This is a genomic window from Kitasatospora sp. NPDC056076, from assembly GCF_042266305.1.
GTDB lineage: Bacteria > Actinomycetota > Actinomycetes > Streptomycetales > Streptomycetaceae > Kitasatospora.
In genome coordinates, this window is record NZ_JBHJWG010000026.1 from 104,276 (window position 1) to 120,971 (window position 16,696).

Sequence of the window (16,696 nt, forward strand, 5' to 3'; positions counted from 1 at the left end):
CACCTCGGGCTCGGCCGCCAGCACCTCGCGGACCGCCCCGGCGGACCGACTCGCGGTCGGGGACGGCGCCGGAGGCGACGGCGTAGGCGAGGACGCGGCCGCTGCCGTCGTCGAGCTTCTCGACCGCGACGACGGCCTGGGCGATCCCCGGGTGCGCGGTGACGGCGGCCTCGATCTCCCCGGGCTCGATCCGGAAGCCGTTGATCTTCACCTGGCGGTCCGCGCGGCCCAGGTAGCGCAGGTTCCCGTCCTCGCCCCAGTGGGCGAGGTCACCGGTGGCGTACATCCGGTCGCCGGGAGCGCCGAAGGGGTCGGTGAGGAAGCGTTCCTCCGTGAGATCCGGCCTCCCGGCGTACCCCAGGGCGACGCCCTCGCCGCCGATGTACAACTGGCCCGTGACGCCGGGTGCCACCGGCGCGCCGTCCTCGTCGAGGACGTAGACGCGGGTGTTGTCCATCGGGCTGCCGATCGGGACGTCGTCGGCCAGCGCCGGCCCCGGGTGGATCCGGTAGCGGGTCGCGAAGGTCGTGGTCTCGGTCGGGCCGTAGCCGTTGACGAGCGAGATACCGGGGCAGGCGGCGACCACCTGGGACACCGCGAGCGGGGAGACCACGTCGCCGCCGACCCACACCTCGCGGGCTCCGTCGAGGCAGCCCGGGTCACCGGCGGCGAGCGCGCCGAACAGCCCCGCCGTCAGCCAGAGCCCGGTGACCCGGCCGCCGCCGACCAGTCGGCGCAGCAGCACGGCGTTGACCGCCTCGGGTGCGACCACGACCCGGCCGCCGGAAAGCAGCGGTACCCAGAGCTCGTAGGTGGAGGCGTCGAAGGCGTGCGGGGAGTGGAACAGCACCCGCTCGTGGGCGCCGCCGCGCCAGATCCGGTCGGCGGCGAGCGCCACCACGTTGCGGTGGGTGACCTGGACGCCCTTCGGCTCGCCGGTGGAACCGGAGGTGTGCATCACGTAGAACACGCTGTCGGGGCCGGGGAGCGTGTCGGCCTCGGCGGCTCCGGTGCCCACGAGGTCGGGCGTGTCCAGGGCAGTGCCGTCCGGGGTGTTGTGCGCGGTGCCTGCGCCGACCAGCAGGGTTCGCCGCTCGGAGGCCAGGGCGTGCCGCTCCGTCGTGCCGTCGACCAGGAGCAGTGCGCAGTCCAACCGGTGCAGGATCGAGCGCAGCCGGGACTCGGGCGAGCGGAGGTCGAGCGGCACGTAGGCGGCGCCGGTCTTGGCCACCGCGAGCAGGGCCACGACCAGCTCGGCCGAGCGTTCCATCAGGACGGCGACCCGGTCCCCGGGCCGTATCCCGTCCCCGGCCAGACGCCGAGCGAGCACGTCCGCCCTGGTGTTCAGCTCCGCGTAGCTGAGGAGCTCGCCGTCGGCGGCCTCGATCGCGACGGCGTCGGGGGTCTCGGCCACCTGCTTCTCGAAGACCTGCGGAAGGCTCCCCTCCGGGAGAGGAGCCGCCGTGTCGTTCCGCTCTCTCAGCCACGCTTCCATGTCAAGTCCTCACGAAGGGCATGCCCAGGGCAGTGGGCATGAAGGTCCGGATGATGGGAGTCGGCCCGGGCGCGCGACGGCAGCCCACGGGCGGACGGCCCCAGGGGGACCGCCCGGACCGCGTGCGTGGGGCACGGCACAGGGATTCTCGACGGTGGTCGCTCGAGCGGGCGCGCGGGGCGCCGCACGGCAGGGAGCGAACGGGATGCAGGGCACGCGGAGTGCGTCGCGCACGTCGGGTGCGCCGAGGGCGTGGGCCCGTGACCGGGCCGGACCCTCCGGGGCCCGGGTGGAGACCGCCGACCGGGGCGTCCGTGCGGAGGGCCGGGCGCCAGGGGCTCGGGGGGGCTAGGGCGTCACACGGGGCGCGGGAGGCGACAGTCGGCCGAGGTGTGAACTGCCTCGGGCGTGAGCGTCGTTCGAGTTGTACCCACTGTTCCTGTCCCCCCGTGAACCAAAAGATGATCGTGTCGCGTCAACAACGTAAGGATCATTCGTCGCGCCGGACAAGGCCCTCCTGGGTTCTGGCCGGAATGCTTCGGTCCAGCTGGGCACCGGGTGCCACCCTCGGGGGCATCGGTTGGTGGCGGTTCGGTGGCGGGGAGTGACGGAGGGCCGTCGGTCGCGGCCGGCCGGGGGCGCCGGGCCGCCGGAGCCGGGCCCTGGCCGGGGAAGTGGCCATCGGACTGACCTCAGCGTTCATGCGTTGGTGTACGTCGGGTGGAGACTCGGTGAGCGGGTCGCGGCGGTTTCCCGGCGGTGCGGAGCCGCCCTGTCCCGGGGTGGAAGGTTCGGGCAGGTGTGGCTGAAAATCTTCGATGGTGACACTTCGTCAGCTTCGATCCGCCGGTGGCGGGGCCCGAGGATCTTGCTTTCGGTGCCCGGCCCCGGTCGGTGGGCCGTCGTCGGCCGGGACCGGTGGACTGTTCCCGTCAGCTCGCGCGCCCCGCCGCCCTCCGTGCCTACGATCGGAGGAGCCTCCCGCTCGCCGGACGAGCGCAAGGGTGCAGGCGAGACGGAAGCCAGGTAGCCGATGGCCCCGAGGTCCGTGCAGTGGCCGCCGTACGTGCGGCTGGCGCCGTGGTTGCTGATCGTCGGCGGGCTGGTGTGGGACGCGCTGGACCCGGCCGACTACTGGGGCGACCCGATGCTGGCGGCGGCGGCCGTGCTGGCCGGGGCGCTGCTGCCGCTGCGGGACGTCGTCGCGGTGGCGCTGGCGAACGTGGTCGGGATCCTGGTGCTGTCCGTGCGGGACGGCTCGATCGGGACCGGGAACGGCTACCTGGAGCTGGTCAACACCGCCTTCGCCGCGCTGCTGGGGATCGGGGTGAACCGGGTGGTGGCCCGGCACGGGCGCCGGCTGGAGCGGGTGCGGTCGGTGGCGGAGGCCGCGCAGCGGGCGGTGCTGCCGGAGCCGCCGGGGCGGGTGGCGGGGCTGGAGGTCGCGGCCTGCTACCGGGCGGCCCAGGACGAGGCGCTGATCGGCGGGGACGCGTACGCGCTGCAGGCCACTCCGTACGGGGTGCGGGTGGTGATCGCGGACGTGCGGGGCAAGGGGCTGCACGCGGTGGGGGCGGTGTCGGTGCTGCTGGGGGCGTTCCGGGAGCTCGCGCACCGGGAGCCGGACCTCGCCGGGCTCGCGGCGGCCCTGGAGCGCACGCTGGCCCGGGAGAGTGCCGGGCTGGGCGAGGAACTGCGACTGGAGGGGTTCATCACCGCGCTGCTGGTGGAGTTCCCGCCGGGGGAGGCGGTCGCCCGGACCGTGGACTGCGGCCACCCCGGGCCGTACCTGCTCGGCGGCGGCGGGGCGGGGGTGAGCCGGTGGGACGCGGCCGACCCGGGGCTGCCGCTCGGGATGGGCGCACTGGGGGCGGACGGCCCGGAGGCGGAGACCAGGCCCTTCCCGCCGGGGAGCACGCTGCTGCTGGTGACCGACGGGGTCACCGAGGCGCGGGACGCGGCGGGGGAGTTCTACGACCCGGTGCGCGGGCTGGCGCCGCTCGGGCCCTTCGCGGGGGCGGAGCAGGCGGTGGCGGCGCTGGTGGCGGACGTGGCCCGGTGGACGGGCGGACCGCGGGACGACGACATGGCGGTGCTGGCGGTCACCCGGCGCCGGCCGACGGACCCGGCGGACGCGGCGGACGCGGTGGATCCGGCCGGATGACGGCGGCCGGGCACGGCTCCGAACGGTTACGCCGGTATCACGGTGAGGTTACGGAAGCTGCCTACTCCACGGATTCCGGCCAACTTGAGGGGTGTTGGCCGGTGGCCGGAAAGCGGGTGTCCGGATATCGGACGAGGAAATGGACGCGCTGGTCGGGGGCCGTCCGCGTCGGCCCGGAGAGCGGTGCAGGCCTTGGCGGGCAGGCCGGGCCGGGTGCGCGCCGTCGCGGCGCCGGGGCATAAGGGCTCGTAAGGGGGGCGTCGGGGCCGGTCGCCGTGGTGGCGGGATCCGGCCGAGCCGGGGATCGTCCGGAAAGGGACCTGTTGCTTGCCCCGTGTCGAATGCGTGACCGAGAGTCGCATCGATGAACGAGAAGCCTCACTCCCGTCAGGCCCGTCTGTTCGGCCACCGCGACTTCCGGCTCCTGCTGACCGGAGCGGCGGCGGCCCAGACGGGCAGTCAGGTCACCCTGGTCGCGCTGCCCTTGGTGGCCGTGGTGGTGCTCGACGCCACCCCCTTCGAGGTCGGCCTGCTCACCGCCGCCGAGACCGCGGCCTTCCTGCTGGTCGGCCTGCCGGCCGGCGCCTGGCTGGACCGGATGCGCAAGCTCCCGGTGCTGATCCGCGCCGACGTGGTGCGCTGCCTCGCGGTCGGCTCGATCCCGCCGGCGGCGGCCTTCGGGGTGCTCACCATGCCCCAGCTCTACCTGGTCGCGCTGGTCACCGGGGTGGCCACGGTCTTCTTCGACGTGGCCCACCAGTCCCTCCTGCCCGCCGTCCTGCCGCGCGAGCAACTGGTCGCCGGGAACGGCGCCCTGGAGACCGTCCGCTCCTCGGCGCAGATCGCCGGGCCGGGCCTGGGCGGCGGACTGGTCCAGCTGCTCGGCGCACCGCTCGCCATCGTCGCCGACGCCTGCGGCTACCTCGCCTCGGCGCTGCTGCTCGCCCGGATCCGGGTCGAGGAGGAGCTGCCGGAGCCGGAGCCCGGTCGTTCGCTGCGGGCCGAGGTGGCCGAGGGCGTGCGCTTCGTGCTCGGCCACCCGCTGCTGCGGGCGATCGCCACCGCCACCGCCGTGTCCAACCTGTTCGCCGCCGTGCTGATGGCCGTTCAGACCGTCTTCTGGGTACGGGTGCTCGACCTGTCGCCCGGGGCCATCGGCGCCCTGCTGTCGGCCTCGGCCGTCGGCGGGCTGGCGGGCGCGCTGTGCGCGGGGCAGCTGTCCCGCTGGGTCGGGCAGGCCCGGCTGATCTGGCTGGCCACCGTGGTGACCGCGCCGTTCGCGCTGCTGTGGCCGCTGTCCGGCGGCGGTCCCGGCGCCGTGCTGTTCGGTGTCGGCTCCGGCGTGGTGCTGTTCGGCGCGGTCGCGTACAACGTCGCCCAGGTGAGCTTCCGGCAGAGCGTCTGCCCGCCCGAACTGCTCGGGCGGATGAACGCCACCATGCGCTTCCTGGTCTGGGGCACCCTGCCGATCGGCGCCCTCGCCGGCGGGGCCGTCGCCGACTGGGCCGGACCGCGCGCCGCGCTGTGGCTGTGCGCGGTGGGCTTCCTGCTGGTGCCGGTGCCGCTGCTGCTGTCGCCGCTGCGGCGGATGCGCGACCTGCCCACCGGGCCGGCCGGATCCGGACCCGGGGTCGAGGCCGAGGCCGAGGACGGTGAGGACGACGTCCGACAGCCCGCCGTGAGCCCCACCGCCGCCCCCTGACCATCCGCCCCTGACCCCCTGACCCCCTGAACCCCTGACCGACGAACCGAACCGTCCGAGCCGACCGAACCGTCCGAGCCGACACCGGAAACCGGAGACCGTTCCGTGCACGCCAGCATCACCGCCGCCTACCTCGCCCGGTACCGCGCCGCTGCCGCCGACTCCCCGGTGGAACTGCTCCCGCTGACCGGCGCCCAGCGGCGGTTCCTGATCACCCGCCGACTCGCCCCGCAGACCCGCTCCGACGTCGCCCCGCTGTTCTTCGCCTACCCCGCCGACGCCCTCGACCTGGACCGGCTGGGCCGCGCCGCCACCGCCGTCGCGGCCGCCCACCCGGCGCTGTGCGGCGCCTTCGTGACCGTGCGCGGCACCCCCGTGCTGCGCACCGGCGGCCCCTCCGTCGAGGTCGCCCGGATCGACGTGGACCCCGGTGCCGGCACCCACCGGGCGCTGCGCGCCGCGCTGCTGGACTGGCCGCTCGACGGGCCCGCGCTGCGCCTGCTGGTGGCCCGGGAGCCGGACGGCGGCGAGGACCTGCTCGCCCTCGCGCTGGACCACGCGGCCTGCGACGAGCAGTCGCTCGGGGTGCTGGTCGGCGAACTCGCCGAGGCCTACCGGCGGGACGAGCCGCCCGCGCCCGGCCCCGGCCCGCAGGCCGTCGCCGACTTCCGGGAGGCCGTCGAACTCCAGCTGGCCGCCGAGGAGTCCGCCGCCGGTCCCGCCGCCCAGGCCCACTGGGGGCGCCGGCTCGGCGGTCTGAGCGGGGCGGGCGGCGGCGCCGCGCGGACCACCGGCATGCTGGTCGAGCGGCTGCCCGCCGTCCCGGCGAGCGCCCGCGGCGCGATCTTCCCCGCCCTGCTGGACGCCGTCGGCGCCGCCGCCCGGCGGCTGCACCGCGCGGACGGCCCGCTCGCGCTCGGCTACCCGTGGGGCGGCCGCCCGCCCGGCGCGCCCGCCGCGCTCGGCTGTTTCCTCAACACCCTGGTGCACGCCGTGCCCACCCGGCCCGCCACCGACCTGGAAGCGCTCTGCGACGACTGGTGGGACGACCTCGACCACGCCGGAACGCCCTTCGACGAGGTGGTCCGGGCCGCCCGGGTCGCCGGTTCGCCGTGGTCCGGCGGGCTGGACGCGATGCTCACCTTCGAGGACCTCCAGCGCCGCCCGCCGCTGGTACTCGGCGGCGTCCCCGGCCGCGAGGTCCACCTCGGCGGGCGCCCGCTCGCCGCGCCGACGGCCGTCTCCGCCTCCCACGGTGACGAGCTGACGGTCCGCCTGGCCTGGGACGACGAGCGCTTCCCGGCCGCCGACGCGGAGGCCGCCTTCGCCGACCTGCTGGCCGTGCTGGGCCGCCACCTCTGACCGCCACCTCCGGCCACCCACGCCCGGCCACCCTCCTCCGGCCGCCACCCCTCACCGTCACCTCCAGCCGCCACCCCTGGACGCCACGGCCCCTCAGACCCCATCCTCCCCAAGGACCACATCCGCTCCAAGGACCCCGGGCCGCACCCTCACCCCGGTGCGGCCCGCCCCCACCGGCCGCGTCGGGACCACCCCACGCCCGCGCCCGGCCACCGCAGTGCCGACACGCCCACCACACAAGGGAATCATCCATGTTCGCACTCTCTCCGTCGCAGGAGATCGTCTGGCTGCACGAGCAGATGCAGCCCGGCAGCCGCGCCTACAACTTCACCGGCGTCCTCGACCTGTGGGGCACCCTCGACCGGGACGCCCTGCACGCCGGCCTCACCGCCGTGCTGGCCCAGCACCCCGGCCTGCGCCTGGAGTTGGTGGCCCGGGCGGAGGGCCTGCCCGGCCAGCGGGTCGCCGAGGACTGCCCGCCGGAGCTGCGGCACAGCGACTTCACCGCCGAGGCCGACCCGGAGGCCGTGTTCCGGACCCTGCTCGCCGCCGAGGCCGAGGAGCCGCTGGACACCGAGCGGGCGCCGCTGCTGCGCTGGCACCTGGTCAAGCTCGCCGACGACCACCACCGGCTGATCCACGTCGAGCACCACCTCGTCCACGACGGCCACTCCTTCGCGATCTTCCTGCGCGACCTGTTCACCGTCTACCGCGCCCACGTCCTCGGCGAGTCCTACGAGTTGGCCACCGCCCCCTCGTACGAGCAGCACGCCCGCACCGAGGCCGACCCGCAGGCCCGCGAGCGCGCCCTCGCCTTCTGGACCAAGGAGCTGGCCGACGCCCCGCGCGAGGTCACCCTGCCCGGGCTGGCCCACCCCGGCGTCGAGCGCCGCCACCGCGGCGGGCAGCTGCGCCAGTCGATCGGCGCCGACCTCGCCGAGCGGCTGCGCGAGCGCAGCCGGACCGACGGCCACACCCCGTTCAGCACCCTGCTCGCCCTGTTCGCCGAACTGCTGCGCCGGCACAGCGGCCACCGCGAGGTCACCGTCGGCACCGCCGTCGGCAACCGCCCCGAGGGCTTCGAGGGCACCGTCGGGATGTTCGTCAACACCGTGCCGCTGCGCCTGCGGCTCGACCCGGCCGCCTCCGGCACCGAGGCCGTCGACGAGGTCACCGACGTCCTGATGCGCGCCCTGCCCTACCAGGACCTGCCGGTGCAGGAACTCACCCGCCGGCTCGGCCTGCACACCGGCGGCGCCGACAACCCGCTGTTCAACGTGATGTTCAGCGCCCACGACGCCGCGCTGCCCGACGTCCAGGCCCCCGGCCTCGACGTCTCGCTGTACGAGGGCTTCAACACCGGCACCACCCGCTTCGACCTCGACCTGGTGCTGCTGCCCGACGACCGCCGGGTGGTCGGCGAGAAGCACGGCGTCGCCGGGATGACCCTGATCTGGGACTACGACGCCGAGCTGTTCGGCGAGGCCAGGGCCGTGCTGCTGTCCGAGCGCCTGTTGGAGCTGCTGCGCCGCTACCTGGACGACCCGGAGACGGTGCTCGCCGCGCTGGCCCCCGAGCCCGCGGCCGAGCCCGCGGCCGAGCCCGCCGCCCCGGTCGTCCCGGTCGGCCTGGACCCGGCCGCCGCCCACGACCCCACCGCGCTCGCCCTGCTGGCCGGCGCCGAGCGCATCACCTACGGCGAACTGGACCGCCGGGTCGGCGAGTTGGCCGACCGGATGCGCGCCGCCGGAGTCACCCCCGGCCAGCCGGTGGCCGCCGTCCTGCCGCGCGGCACCGACAGCGTGGTCGCCCTGCTGGCCTGCCTGCGCCTGGGCGCCGTCCACGCGCCGCTGTCCACCGAGGACCCGGCCGCCCGGCTGGGCCTGCTGCTGGAGCGGCTCGCCCCCGCGCTCGTCCTCGCCACCCGGCAGAGCGCGCTCGCGCTGCCCGCCGAGGGCGTCACCCCGGCGCTGCTGGACGGCCCCGCCTTCCCGAAGGCCGAGCCCGCCGCCGTCCTGGAGGGCGGCGCGTACGTCATCCACACCTCCGGTTCCACCGGCGTGCCCAAGCCCGTCCTGGTCGGCCGCGAGGCCCTCGCCGGGTACGTCGCCGCGGTCGCCGCCCGCTACGAACTCACCGCCGCCGACCGGGTGCTGCTGTTCGCCCGGCCCTCCTTCGACGTGTCGCTGGAGGAGGTGCTGCCCGCCCTCGCGGTCGGCGCCGCCCTGGTCGTGCCGCAGCGCGAGGTGCCCACCGGGCCCGAGCTGGTCGCCGTGCTCGCCGCCCGCGGCGTCACCGTCGCCAACCTGCCCACCAGCTACCTGCTCGCGGTCCGCGAGGACCTGCGCGAGGCGCTGCGGGACGGCCGCTGGACGCCGCGCCTGCTCGTCCTCGGCGGCGAGCGGCTGCCCGCCCGCGCCCTGGCCGGGCTGACCGAGGCCACCACGGTGCTCAACGCCTACGGCGTCACCGAGGCCACCGTCACCTCCACCGTCCACCGGGTCACCGCCGAGGACGTCGCCGAGGACGGCGAGATCCCGCTCGGCGCCGAACTCGACGGCGTACGCCTGCACGTCCTGGACGAGACGCTGCGCCCGCTCCCGTACGGCTGCGTCGGCGAACTCGCCGTCAGCGGCGGCCTGCTGGCCGAGGGCTACGTCGGCCTGCCGGAGCCCACCGCGGCCCGCTTCATCACCGTCCCCGGCCTCGACGGCGCCCGGGTCTACCGCACCGGCGACCGCGGCTACCGCGACACCGAGGGGCGCCTGCGCTTCCTCGGCCGCGCCGACAACCAGGTCAAGCTGCGCGGCCACCGGATCGAACTGGAGGAGATCGAGGCCGCCGCCTCCGCCGAACTCGGCGGCCGCTCCTGCGCGGTGCTGCTGCACCACGACCCGCAGACCGGCCCCCGGCTGGTCGGCTTCCTGGAAGGCGCCGACCGCCCCGACCAGGCCGCCCTGCACGACGCGCTGGCCCGCCGGCTGCCCGGCGGACTCGTCCCCGCCACCTGGACGGCCGTCGCCGCGATGCCCACCCTGCCCGGCGGCAAGCCCGACCGCGCCGCCCTCGCCCGGCTGGCCGAGCAGGCCCCGGCCGAGCGGGAGCAGGACAGCGCACCCAGCGTCTTCGCCGACCCCGGCCAGGAGCTGATCGCCAGCGCCTGGCGCGAGGTGCTCGGCCACGACCGCTTCGGCGCGGACTCGCACTTCTTCGAGGTCGGCGGCCACTCGCTGCTCGCCGCCCAGCTCGCCGCCTTCCTGGAGCCGCACCTGGGCAGCCGCCCGCCGCTGCGCACCCTGTTCCGGCACGCCGTCCTGGCCGACCAGGCGCGCGTCCTGACCGGTGGCGCGGCATGAGCGCCCCCTCCGCCGTCCTGGAGGACGGCCACCGCGAGCTCGTCGAGGCCTTCGAGAGCTTCATCCGCCGCGAACTCGTCCCGCTCGCCGCCGAGTTGCCGGAGACCGCCGACCAGGTCCCGGGCGACCTGCGGTCCTACGTCCGCAAGCGCTCCGCCGCGCTCGGCTTCTACGCCGGCGACTACCCCGAGGAACTCGGCGGCGCCGACATGCCGTTCACCGCCGTGGTGCTGCTGCACCACGCCGCCGGGCGCAGCGGCTGCGTGCTCGCCCCCTACGCGCTGGCCGGCTCCGACGGGCCCAGCCCGCTGCTGCGGCACGGCACCCCCGAGCAGATCGAGCGGCACCTGGTCCCGCTGGTGCGCGGCGAGCAGACCCGCTGCCTGGCGCTCACCGAACCGCAGGCCGGCTCGGACGCCTTCCACCTCACCACCACCGCCGTGCGCACCGGCGACGGCTGGGTGCTGAACGGGCGCAAGACCTTCGTCAGCAACGCCGAACACGCCGGGATCGCCCTGGTGGTGGCCGCCACCGACCTCGGCGACGGCAAGGTCCCGACCGCCGGGGCGACCGCCTTCGTGCTGCCGATGGACCAGCCCGGCCTGCGGATCGGCCAGCGCTACGAGGGGATGTCCGGCGAGCCGCTGTTCGAACTGCTGCTGGACGGGGTCACCGTCGGCCCGGAGGCCGTGATCGGCGGCGAGGAGGGCATCGCCGCGGCCACCGCCCTGGCCATGGACAGCCTCTCCCGCGGCCGCCTGGTGGTCGCCGCGATGTGCAACGGCATCGCCGAGCACGCGCTGCGGATCGGCGTCGAGTACGCCCGCGAGCGGCGCGCCTTCGGCAAGGTCATCGGCGAGTACCAGCACATCCAGGAGCACCTGGTGACCACCCGCGCCGAGGTGGAGTGCGCCAAGCTGCTCACCCTCGCCTGCGCCCGGCTGGTCGACGAGGGCACCGAGGCGCCCGAGAACGCGGCGCTCGCCAAGCTCACCTCCTCCGAGACCGCCGTCCGCGCGGTGGACCGCTCGCTCCAGGTCCACGGCGCCACCGGGTGGGTGCGTGGCCACCCCTTGGAATTCCTGTACCGCTACGTCCGGATGACCACGATCATCGAAGGGACCTCCGAGGTCCAGAAGGTGATCATCGCCCGCTCCATGGGCCTGAACTGACGGTTTCTCGTACGTATTTGGAGACGATGATGGAATCCCTGAGCATCGGCTACGGCCGCCCGCACCAGGACGGCGCGGTCCTCGACCTGTTCACCACCTGGGCGCACCGCACCCCGCAGGCGCCCGCCCTGATCGACGGCGGGCGCACCCTCGGCTACGCCGAACTCGACCGCCTCGCCGACACCGTGGCGGAGTCCCTGCGCGGCAAGGTCGGCGCCGGCGACCTGGTCGGCGTCTGCCTCGGCCACTCGGCGGAGCTGGCCGCCGTCACCCTCGCGATAGCCAAGCTCGGCGCCGTCCACCTGCCGCTCGGCCCGCGCCCCGGCGAGAAGCGCCTCCAGGCCGTCGCCGAGCAGCTGCGCCCGGCCTGCCTGATCGGCGACGCCGCCGTGCTGCCGCCCGGCGGCGAGCGGCTCGAACTCGACCTGCCCACCCCCGGCCTGCTGGCCGCCCTGATGCCCGGTCAGCAGGCGAGCGCGCCGGTCGGCACCCACTACGCCGTGCTCACCTCCGGCTCCACCGGCACCCCCAAGGCCGTCGCCGTCACCGAACCGGCGCTCGGCGCGCTGCTGCACTGGTACCGCGAGCTCACCGGCCTCGGCCCGGGCGAGCGGCACAGCCTGCTGATCGGGGTGGCCTTCGACCCGCACGTGATGGAGCTGTGGGCCACCCTCACCTCCGGCGCCGCCCTGGTCGTCGCCCCCGAGGCCGTCCGCTGGGACTCCGGCGCGCTCACCGACTGGCTGGGCGAGGCGGGCATCACCGCCGCCGTGCTGCCCACCCCGCTGGCCGAGCCGATCCTCGACCGGCCCTGGCCCGCCGGGCTGGCGCTGCGCCACCTGATGATCGGCGGCGACCGGTTGCGCCGCGCCCCCGGGGCGGAGGTCACCGCCACCGTCCACAACGCGTACGGCCCGGCCGAGGCCACCGTCGCCACCACGGTGCACACCATGGCGCCCGGCGGCGACCACGGCGCCGACGCGCCGCCGATCGGCCTGCCGATCGCCGGCGCCGTCGTGCTGGTCACCGACGAGGAGGGCAACCCGGTGCCCAGAGGGACGGCCGGGGAGCTGCGGATCGGCGGCCGGGGCCTGGCCGCCGGGTACCTCGACCCCGAGCTGACCGCCCGCCGCTTCGTCCAGGCGCCCCCCGGGGTGGACGGCACCGACCGGGTCTACCGCACCGGCGACCGGGTGGTGATGCGAGCCGACGGCGTGCTGGAGTTCCACGGCCGGCTGGACGACCAGGTCAAGGTCAGCGGGGTGCGGATCGAACCCGCCGAGGTGGAGGCCGCCTTCGAGCGCGACGACCGGGTCCGCCGCGCCGTGGTCGCCGCCGGGACCGCGGCCACCGGCGGCGTCCGGCTGCTCGCCTTCGTCCAGGCCGAGCCCGACGCCGAACCGGCGAGCCTGCTGGAGGCCGTCCGGCCCTGGCTGCCCGAGCAGGCCGTGCCCTCGGCCGTACGGCTGGTCGAGACCTTCCCGCTGGACCCCAACGGCAAGGTGGACCGCGCGGCGCTGCTGGCCGCGCTCGCCGCCGAGCCCGAGGCCCCGGCGGCCGCCGGGGAGGACGGCGACACCGCGGTCGAGCGCACCCTGGTGAAGCTCTGCCGCGAGCTGCTCGGCCGCGCCGACCTCGGCCCGGGCGACAACTTCCTGGCGTCGGGCGGCAACTCGCTCGCCGCCGCCCGACTGCTGGAGTCCCTGGAGGGGGAGTACGGCGTGCGGCTGCGCGCCCCCCTGCTGCTGCGCCAGCCCGACCTGCGGGCGGTCGCACGGCTCATCGAGGAGCGGATGCCCAGCGCGTCCCTCGCCTGAGGACCCGGAGCCGTCCCGCACCCCGGGCCCAGTCCGGCCCCGTGCGGGACGGCTCCGCCCCCGGAGCGGGACGGCTCCGCCGCCGCGCCCCCGTCGCACCTCCCGATCTGACCTGCGGCGCCCCCGGCCCCAGCGCCGGGGCGCCCGGAAGGGACCCAGCCATGACGCCCGTCCTCCCCACCCTCCCCGCGCTGGTCGCCCGCCAGGCCGAGCAGCACCCGAGCGCGCTCGCCCTGACCGACGGCGCCACCTACCTCACCTACCGCGAACTCCACGACGCCGCCGGCCGCCTGGCCGCCGTCCTGGCCGCGCGCGGGATCGGCCCCGGCAGCGCCGTCGGCCTGCTGTGCGCCCGCTCGGCCAGGTTCGCCGTCGCCCAGCTCGCCGTCTGGCGGGCCGGCGGCCTCGTCGTCCCGCTCGACCCGGCCTACCCGCGCCCGCGCATCGCCGAGATGACCGCCGACGCGCAGGTCCGCCTCGTCCTCGGCGACAAGGCGCTGCTCGCCGACGCCGCACTGCCCGCCGAGCGCACCCTGGTGCTCACCGAACGCGGCACCGAGGAGACCGGCGCGGCGGTGCCCGACGCCGCCGAACCGGACGCGCCCGCCCTGCTCTACTACACCTCCGGCTCCACCGGCCGCCCCAAGGGCGTACTCGTCCCGCACCGCGCCGTCACCGACCTGGTCACCGCCCCCGACGGGCTCGCCCTCGGCCCGCGCGACCGGGTGCTCTTCCACTCCACCCCCTCCTTCGACGCCGCCACCTTCGAACTCTGGGCGCCGCTCGCCCAGGGCGCCGCCGTCGCCGTCTCCCCGGCCGAACGGCCCAGCGCCGAGGAACTCGTCCGCGACGTCGAGCGCTTCGGCGCCACCACCGCCTTCATCACCACCGCGCTCTTCCACCACCTGGCCGCCAAGGAGTCCCGGATCTTCGGCGTGCTGCGCACCCTGGCCGTCGGCGGCGAGGCGCTCGCCCCCGAGTACGCCGGGGCCGTGCTGCGGGCCTTCCCCTGGCTGGAGCTGTACAACGTCTACGGGCCCACCGAGGCCACCACCTTCACCACCGCCCACCGGATCACCCCCGCCGACTGCGCGGGCGGCCCCGTCCCGATCGGACGCACCTTCGGCGGCGCCCGCGCCCTCGTCCTGGACGAGCGGCTCGCCCCGGTCGAACCCGGCACGGTCGGCGAACTGTGGATCGGCGGCGGGCGCCTCGCCCAGGGCTACCTCAACCGGCCCGAACTGACCGAGGAGCGCTTCCGCGAACTCCCCGGCGGCGGCCGGGCCTACCGCAGCGGCGACCTGGTGCGCCAACGCCCCGACGGCGCCCTGGAGTTCCACGGCCGCACCGACGACCAGGTGAAGGTCCGGGGCTTCCGGATCGAGCCCGGCGAGGTCGAGCAGGCCCTGCTGCGCTTCCCCGAGGTCGCCGAGGCGGCCGTGGTGGTCCGCCGCGCCGGACAGGCCGACGCCGCGCTCACCGCCTGCGTCGTCCTCGCCGAGGGCGCCGGGGCCGGCGCCGAAACCCTGCGCACCCGGCTCGCCGAGCTGCTGCCCGCCCACCTGGTCCCCACCGCCTGGGCCGTCCTGCCCGCACTGCCGCTCAACGGCAGCGGCAAGATCGACCGCCGCGCGCTCGCCGCCGCCCCGGACCCGGCGGCGGAGCGCACCGGCGTCGAGGTCGAACTCACCCCGATCCAGCGGGTCGTCGCCGAGGCCTGGAGCCGCGCCCTGGAACGCCCGATCACCGACCCGGCCGCCGACTTCCTGGCCGAGGGCGGCCACTCGCTGCTCGCCATGTGGGTCGTCGACGACCTCGCCGGCGAGTTCGGCATCGACCTGTCCCTCGCCGACTTCCTCGGCCACCCCACCGTGGCCGGCCAGGCCGAACTACTGGAACGCGCCCTGCGGGACGCCGACGACACCCAGGGAGCACCCCAGCGATGAGCAACGACCAGAACGACCTGCTGCGGCGCGCCCGCAACCGCCGCACCGCCCTCGCCCCGCAGCGCCCGGCCGCCGCCGACGTCGACGCCGGCCCGGCCCCGCTCTCCCACGCCCAGCAGCGGATGTGGCTGATGGAGCACCTCGGCCAGGGCGGCGCCCTCTACAACGTCCCGATCGCCACCCGGCTGCGCGGACCGCTCGACCGGGCCGCCCTCGCCACCGCGCTCACCGGACTCACCGAGCGGCACGCCGTCCTGCGCACCCGCTACCCGCGCCGCGGCGAACAGCCCTACCAGCACCTCGAAGCGGCCGGCCCCGTCCCGCTGGCCGTCCTGGACGCCACCGGCGACGGCACCGGGCTGGCCGCGGAGGCCGCCCGCCCCTTCGACCTCACCGACGGGCCGGTGCTGCGCGCGCTGCTGCTGCGCCACGCGCCCGAGGACCACACCCTGCTGCTGACGATCCACCACATCGCCGTCGACGGCGGCTCGCTGCCCGTCCTGGCCGCCGACCTCGCCGAGCTGTACGCCGCCGCCCGCGACGGCGTCGAACCCCGGCTCCCGGCGCCCGGCATGCCGTACGCCGAGTACGCCCGCCAGGAGCGCGCCCGCGACACCGAACTCACCGCCGCCGCCGACGCCCTGGCCGCCCGGCTGGCCGGCGCCCGCCCGCTGCCGCTGCTGCGGCCGGTCGCCCCCGGCGCCCGCGACCGCCGGGCCGGCCTGCACGCCGTGCCCCTCGACCCCGCCACCGTCGAGGGCCTGCGGCAGCTCGGCGCCCGGCACGGCGCCACCCTGTTCGCCGTCGTCCTCACCGCCGCCTTCGCCACCCTGCGCACCGCCGGCGGCCAGGACGACCTCACCCTCGGCTGCGCCAGCGGCCACCGGGCCCGCCCCGAACTGCGCCGCACCGTCGGCCTGGGCGTCAACACCCTCGCGGTGCGCGCCGAACCCGCCGGGGACGCCTCCTTCGCCGAGGCGCTCGCCCTGGTGCGCGGCGCCCTGCTGGAGGCCCAGCAGCACCACCAGGTGCCCTTCGACCTGGTGGTCGAGCGGCTCGGCGCGGCGGCGCGCGGCGCCGACGGCACCCCGCTGCTGTCGGCCAGCTGCGACCTGGTCCAGCCCGCGACCGCCCTGACGCTGCCCGGCCTGGACGCCGAACACGTCGACGTCGACCTGGAACTCGCCAAGTTCGACCTCACCCTGGTCCTGGAGGAGGGCCCGCGGCCGCGCTGCCTGGTCCAGCACGACCACGCGGCCCTGGACGGCGCCACCGCCGCCCGACTGGCCGAGGCCTTCGCCGCCGTGCTCCGCGCGGTCGTCGAGGACGCGGACCGCCCGCTCGCCGAACTCCCCGGCGAACTGCTGGCCCGCGCCGACCGGCACCCGGTGCTGGAAGCCCTGGCGGCCCACCCCGGGGTGGCCGACGCGGCCGTGGTGGAGACCGCCGACGGCCCGCCGCTCGCCTACGCGGTGGTCCGCGGCGCGGTCGCCCCCAGCGGCACCGACCTGCGCGCCCGGCTCCGGGCCGCCGTCCCCGCCGCCGAACTCCCGCTGGCCGTCACCCTGCTGGACCGCATCCCGCGCGGCGCGGACGGCGCCGTCGACCGCGGCCGCCTGCCCGGCGCCGCCGTCGCCGCGGCCCGCGCCGCTGCCGCCACTCCCGCCGCCCGGGCCGAGGCC

General features: G+C 76.4%; 9 protein-coding genes. 8 read left to right on the top strand and 1 reads right to left on the bottom strand.

Translation table 11 applies throughout. The features are described 5' to 3' along the window. Nucleotides 1-1,495: amino acid adenylation domain-containing protein (locus ACFC1T_RS22190; RefSeq protein WP_375891094.1), on the bottom strand; the 1,495-nt coding region annotated here is incomplete at its 3' end. Nucleotides 1,496-2,528: 1,033 nt separating this feature from the next. Between ACFC1T_RS22190 and ACFC1T_RS22195 the strand changes: the two genes are divergently transcribed. The 8 genes from ACFC1T_RS22195 to ACFC1T_RS22230 form a co-directional block, all read left to right on the top strand. Beyond that, on the top strand, nucleotides 2,529-3,659 hold the full coding sequence (locus tag ACFC1T_RS22195) for a PP2C family protein-serine/threonine phosphatase (RefSeq protein WP_375891096.1): 1,131 nt from the start codon (nucleotides 2,529-2,531) through the stop codon (nucleotides 3,657-3,659). 364 nt (nucleotides 3,660-4,023) lie between these two features. Then, on the top strand, nucleotides 4,024-5,361 hold the full coding sequence (locus ACFC1T_RS22200; protein WP_375891098.1) for an MFS transporter: 1,338 nt from the start codon (nucleotides 4,024-4,026) through the stop codon (nucleotides 5,359-5,361). Nucleotides 5,362-5,466: 105 nt separating this feature from the next. After that, on the top strand, nucleotides 5,467-6,723 hold the full coding sequence (locus ACFC1T_RS22205; RefSeq protein WP_375891100.1) for a non-ribosomal peptide synthetase: 1,257 nt from the start codon (nucleotides 5,467-5,469) through the stop codon (nucleotides 6,721-6,723). 251 nt (nucleotides 6,724-6,974) lie between these two features. Beyond that, complete coding sequence (locus ACFC1T_RS22210; protein WP_375891102.1) at nucleotides 6,975-10,079, top strand: amino acid adenylation domain-containing protein; 3,105 nt, start codon at nucleotides 6,975-6,977, stop codon at nucleotides 10,077-10,079. Further along, nucleotides 10,076-11,251, top strand: a complete 1,176-nt coding sequence (locus ACFC1T_RS22215; RefSeq protein WP_375891104.1) for an acyl-CoA dehydrogenase family protein — start codon at nucleotides 10,076-10,078, stop codon at nucleotides 11,249-11,251. Before ACFC1T_RS22210 ends, ACFC1T_RS22215 begins: the two co-directional genes overlap by 4 nt. A 29-nt stretch (nucleotides 11,252-11,280) precedes the next feature. Continuing rightward, nucleotides 11,281-13,068, top strand: coding sequence for a non-ribosomal peptide synthetase (locus tag ACFC1T_RS22220; protein WP_375891106.1), 1,788 nt, complete (start codon nucleotides 11,281-11,283; stop codon nucleotides 13,066-13,068). Nucleotides 13,069-13,229: 161 nt separating this feature from the next. Beyond that, nucleotides 13,230-15,014, top strand: coding sequence for a non-ribosomal peptide synthetase (locus ACFC1T_RS22225; RefSeq protein WP_375891108.1), 1,785 nt, complete (start codon nucleotides 13,230-13,232; stop codon nucleotides 15,012-15,014). Continuing rightward, the coding region (locus ACFC1T_RS22230) for a condensation domain-containing protein (RefSeq protein WP_375891110.1) at nucleotides 15,011-16,696 on the top strand (1,686 nt) is incomplete at its 3' end. The genes ACFC1T_RS22225 and ACFC1T_RS22230, both read left to right, overlap by 4 nt.

What these genes read in the sequence shown, in the direction of transcription:
- ACFC1T_RS22195 (WP_375891096.1), top strand. Translation starts at nt 2,529, where the DNA reads ATGGCCCCGAGGTCCGTGCAGTGGCCGCCGTACGTGCGGCTGGCGCCG.
- ACFC1T_RS22200 (WP_375891098.1), top strand. Translation starts at nt 4,024, where the DNA reads ATGAACGAGAAGCCTCACTCCCGTCAGGCCCGTCTGTTCGGCCACCGC.
- ACFC1T_RS22210 (WP_375891102.1), top strand. Translation starts at nt 6,975, where the DNA reads ATGTTCGCACTCTCTCCGTCGCAGGAGATCGTCTGGCTGCACGAGCAG.
- ACFC1T_RS22215 (WP_375891104.1), top strand. Translation starts at nt 10,076, where the DNA reads ATGAGCGCCCCCTCCGCCGTCCTGGAGGACGGCCACCGCGAGCTCGTC.
- ACFC1T_RS22220 (WP_375891106.1), top strand. Translation starts at nt 11,281, where the DNA reads ATGGAATCCCTGAGCATCGGCTACGGCCGCCCGCACCAGGACGGCGCG.
- ACFC1T_RS22225 (WP_375891108.1), top strand. Translation starts at nt 13,230, where the DNA reads ATGACGCCCGTCCTCCCCACCCTCCCCGCGCTGGTCGCCCGCCAGGCC.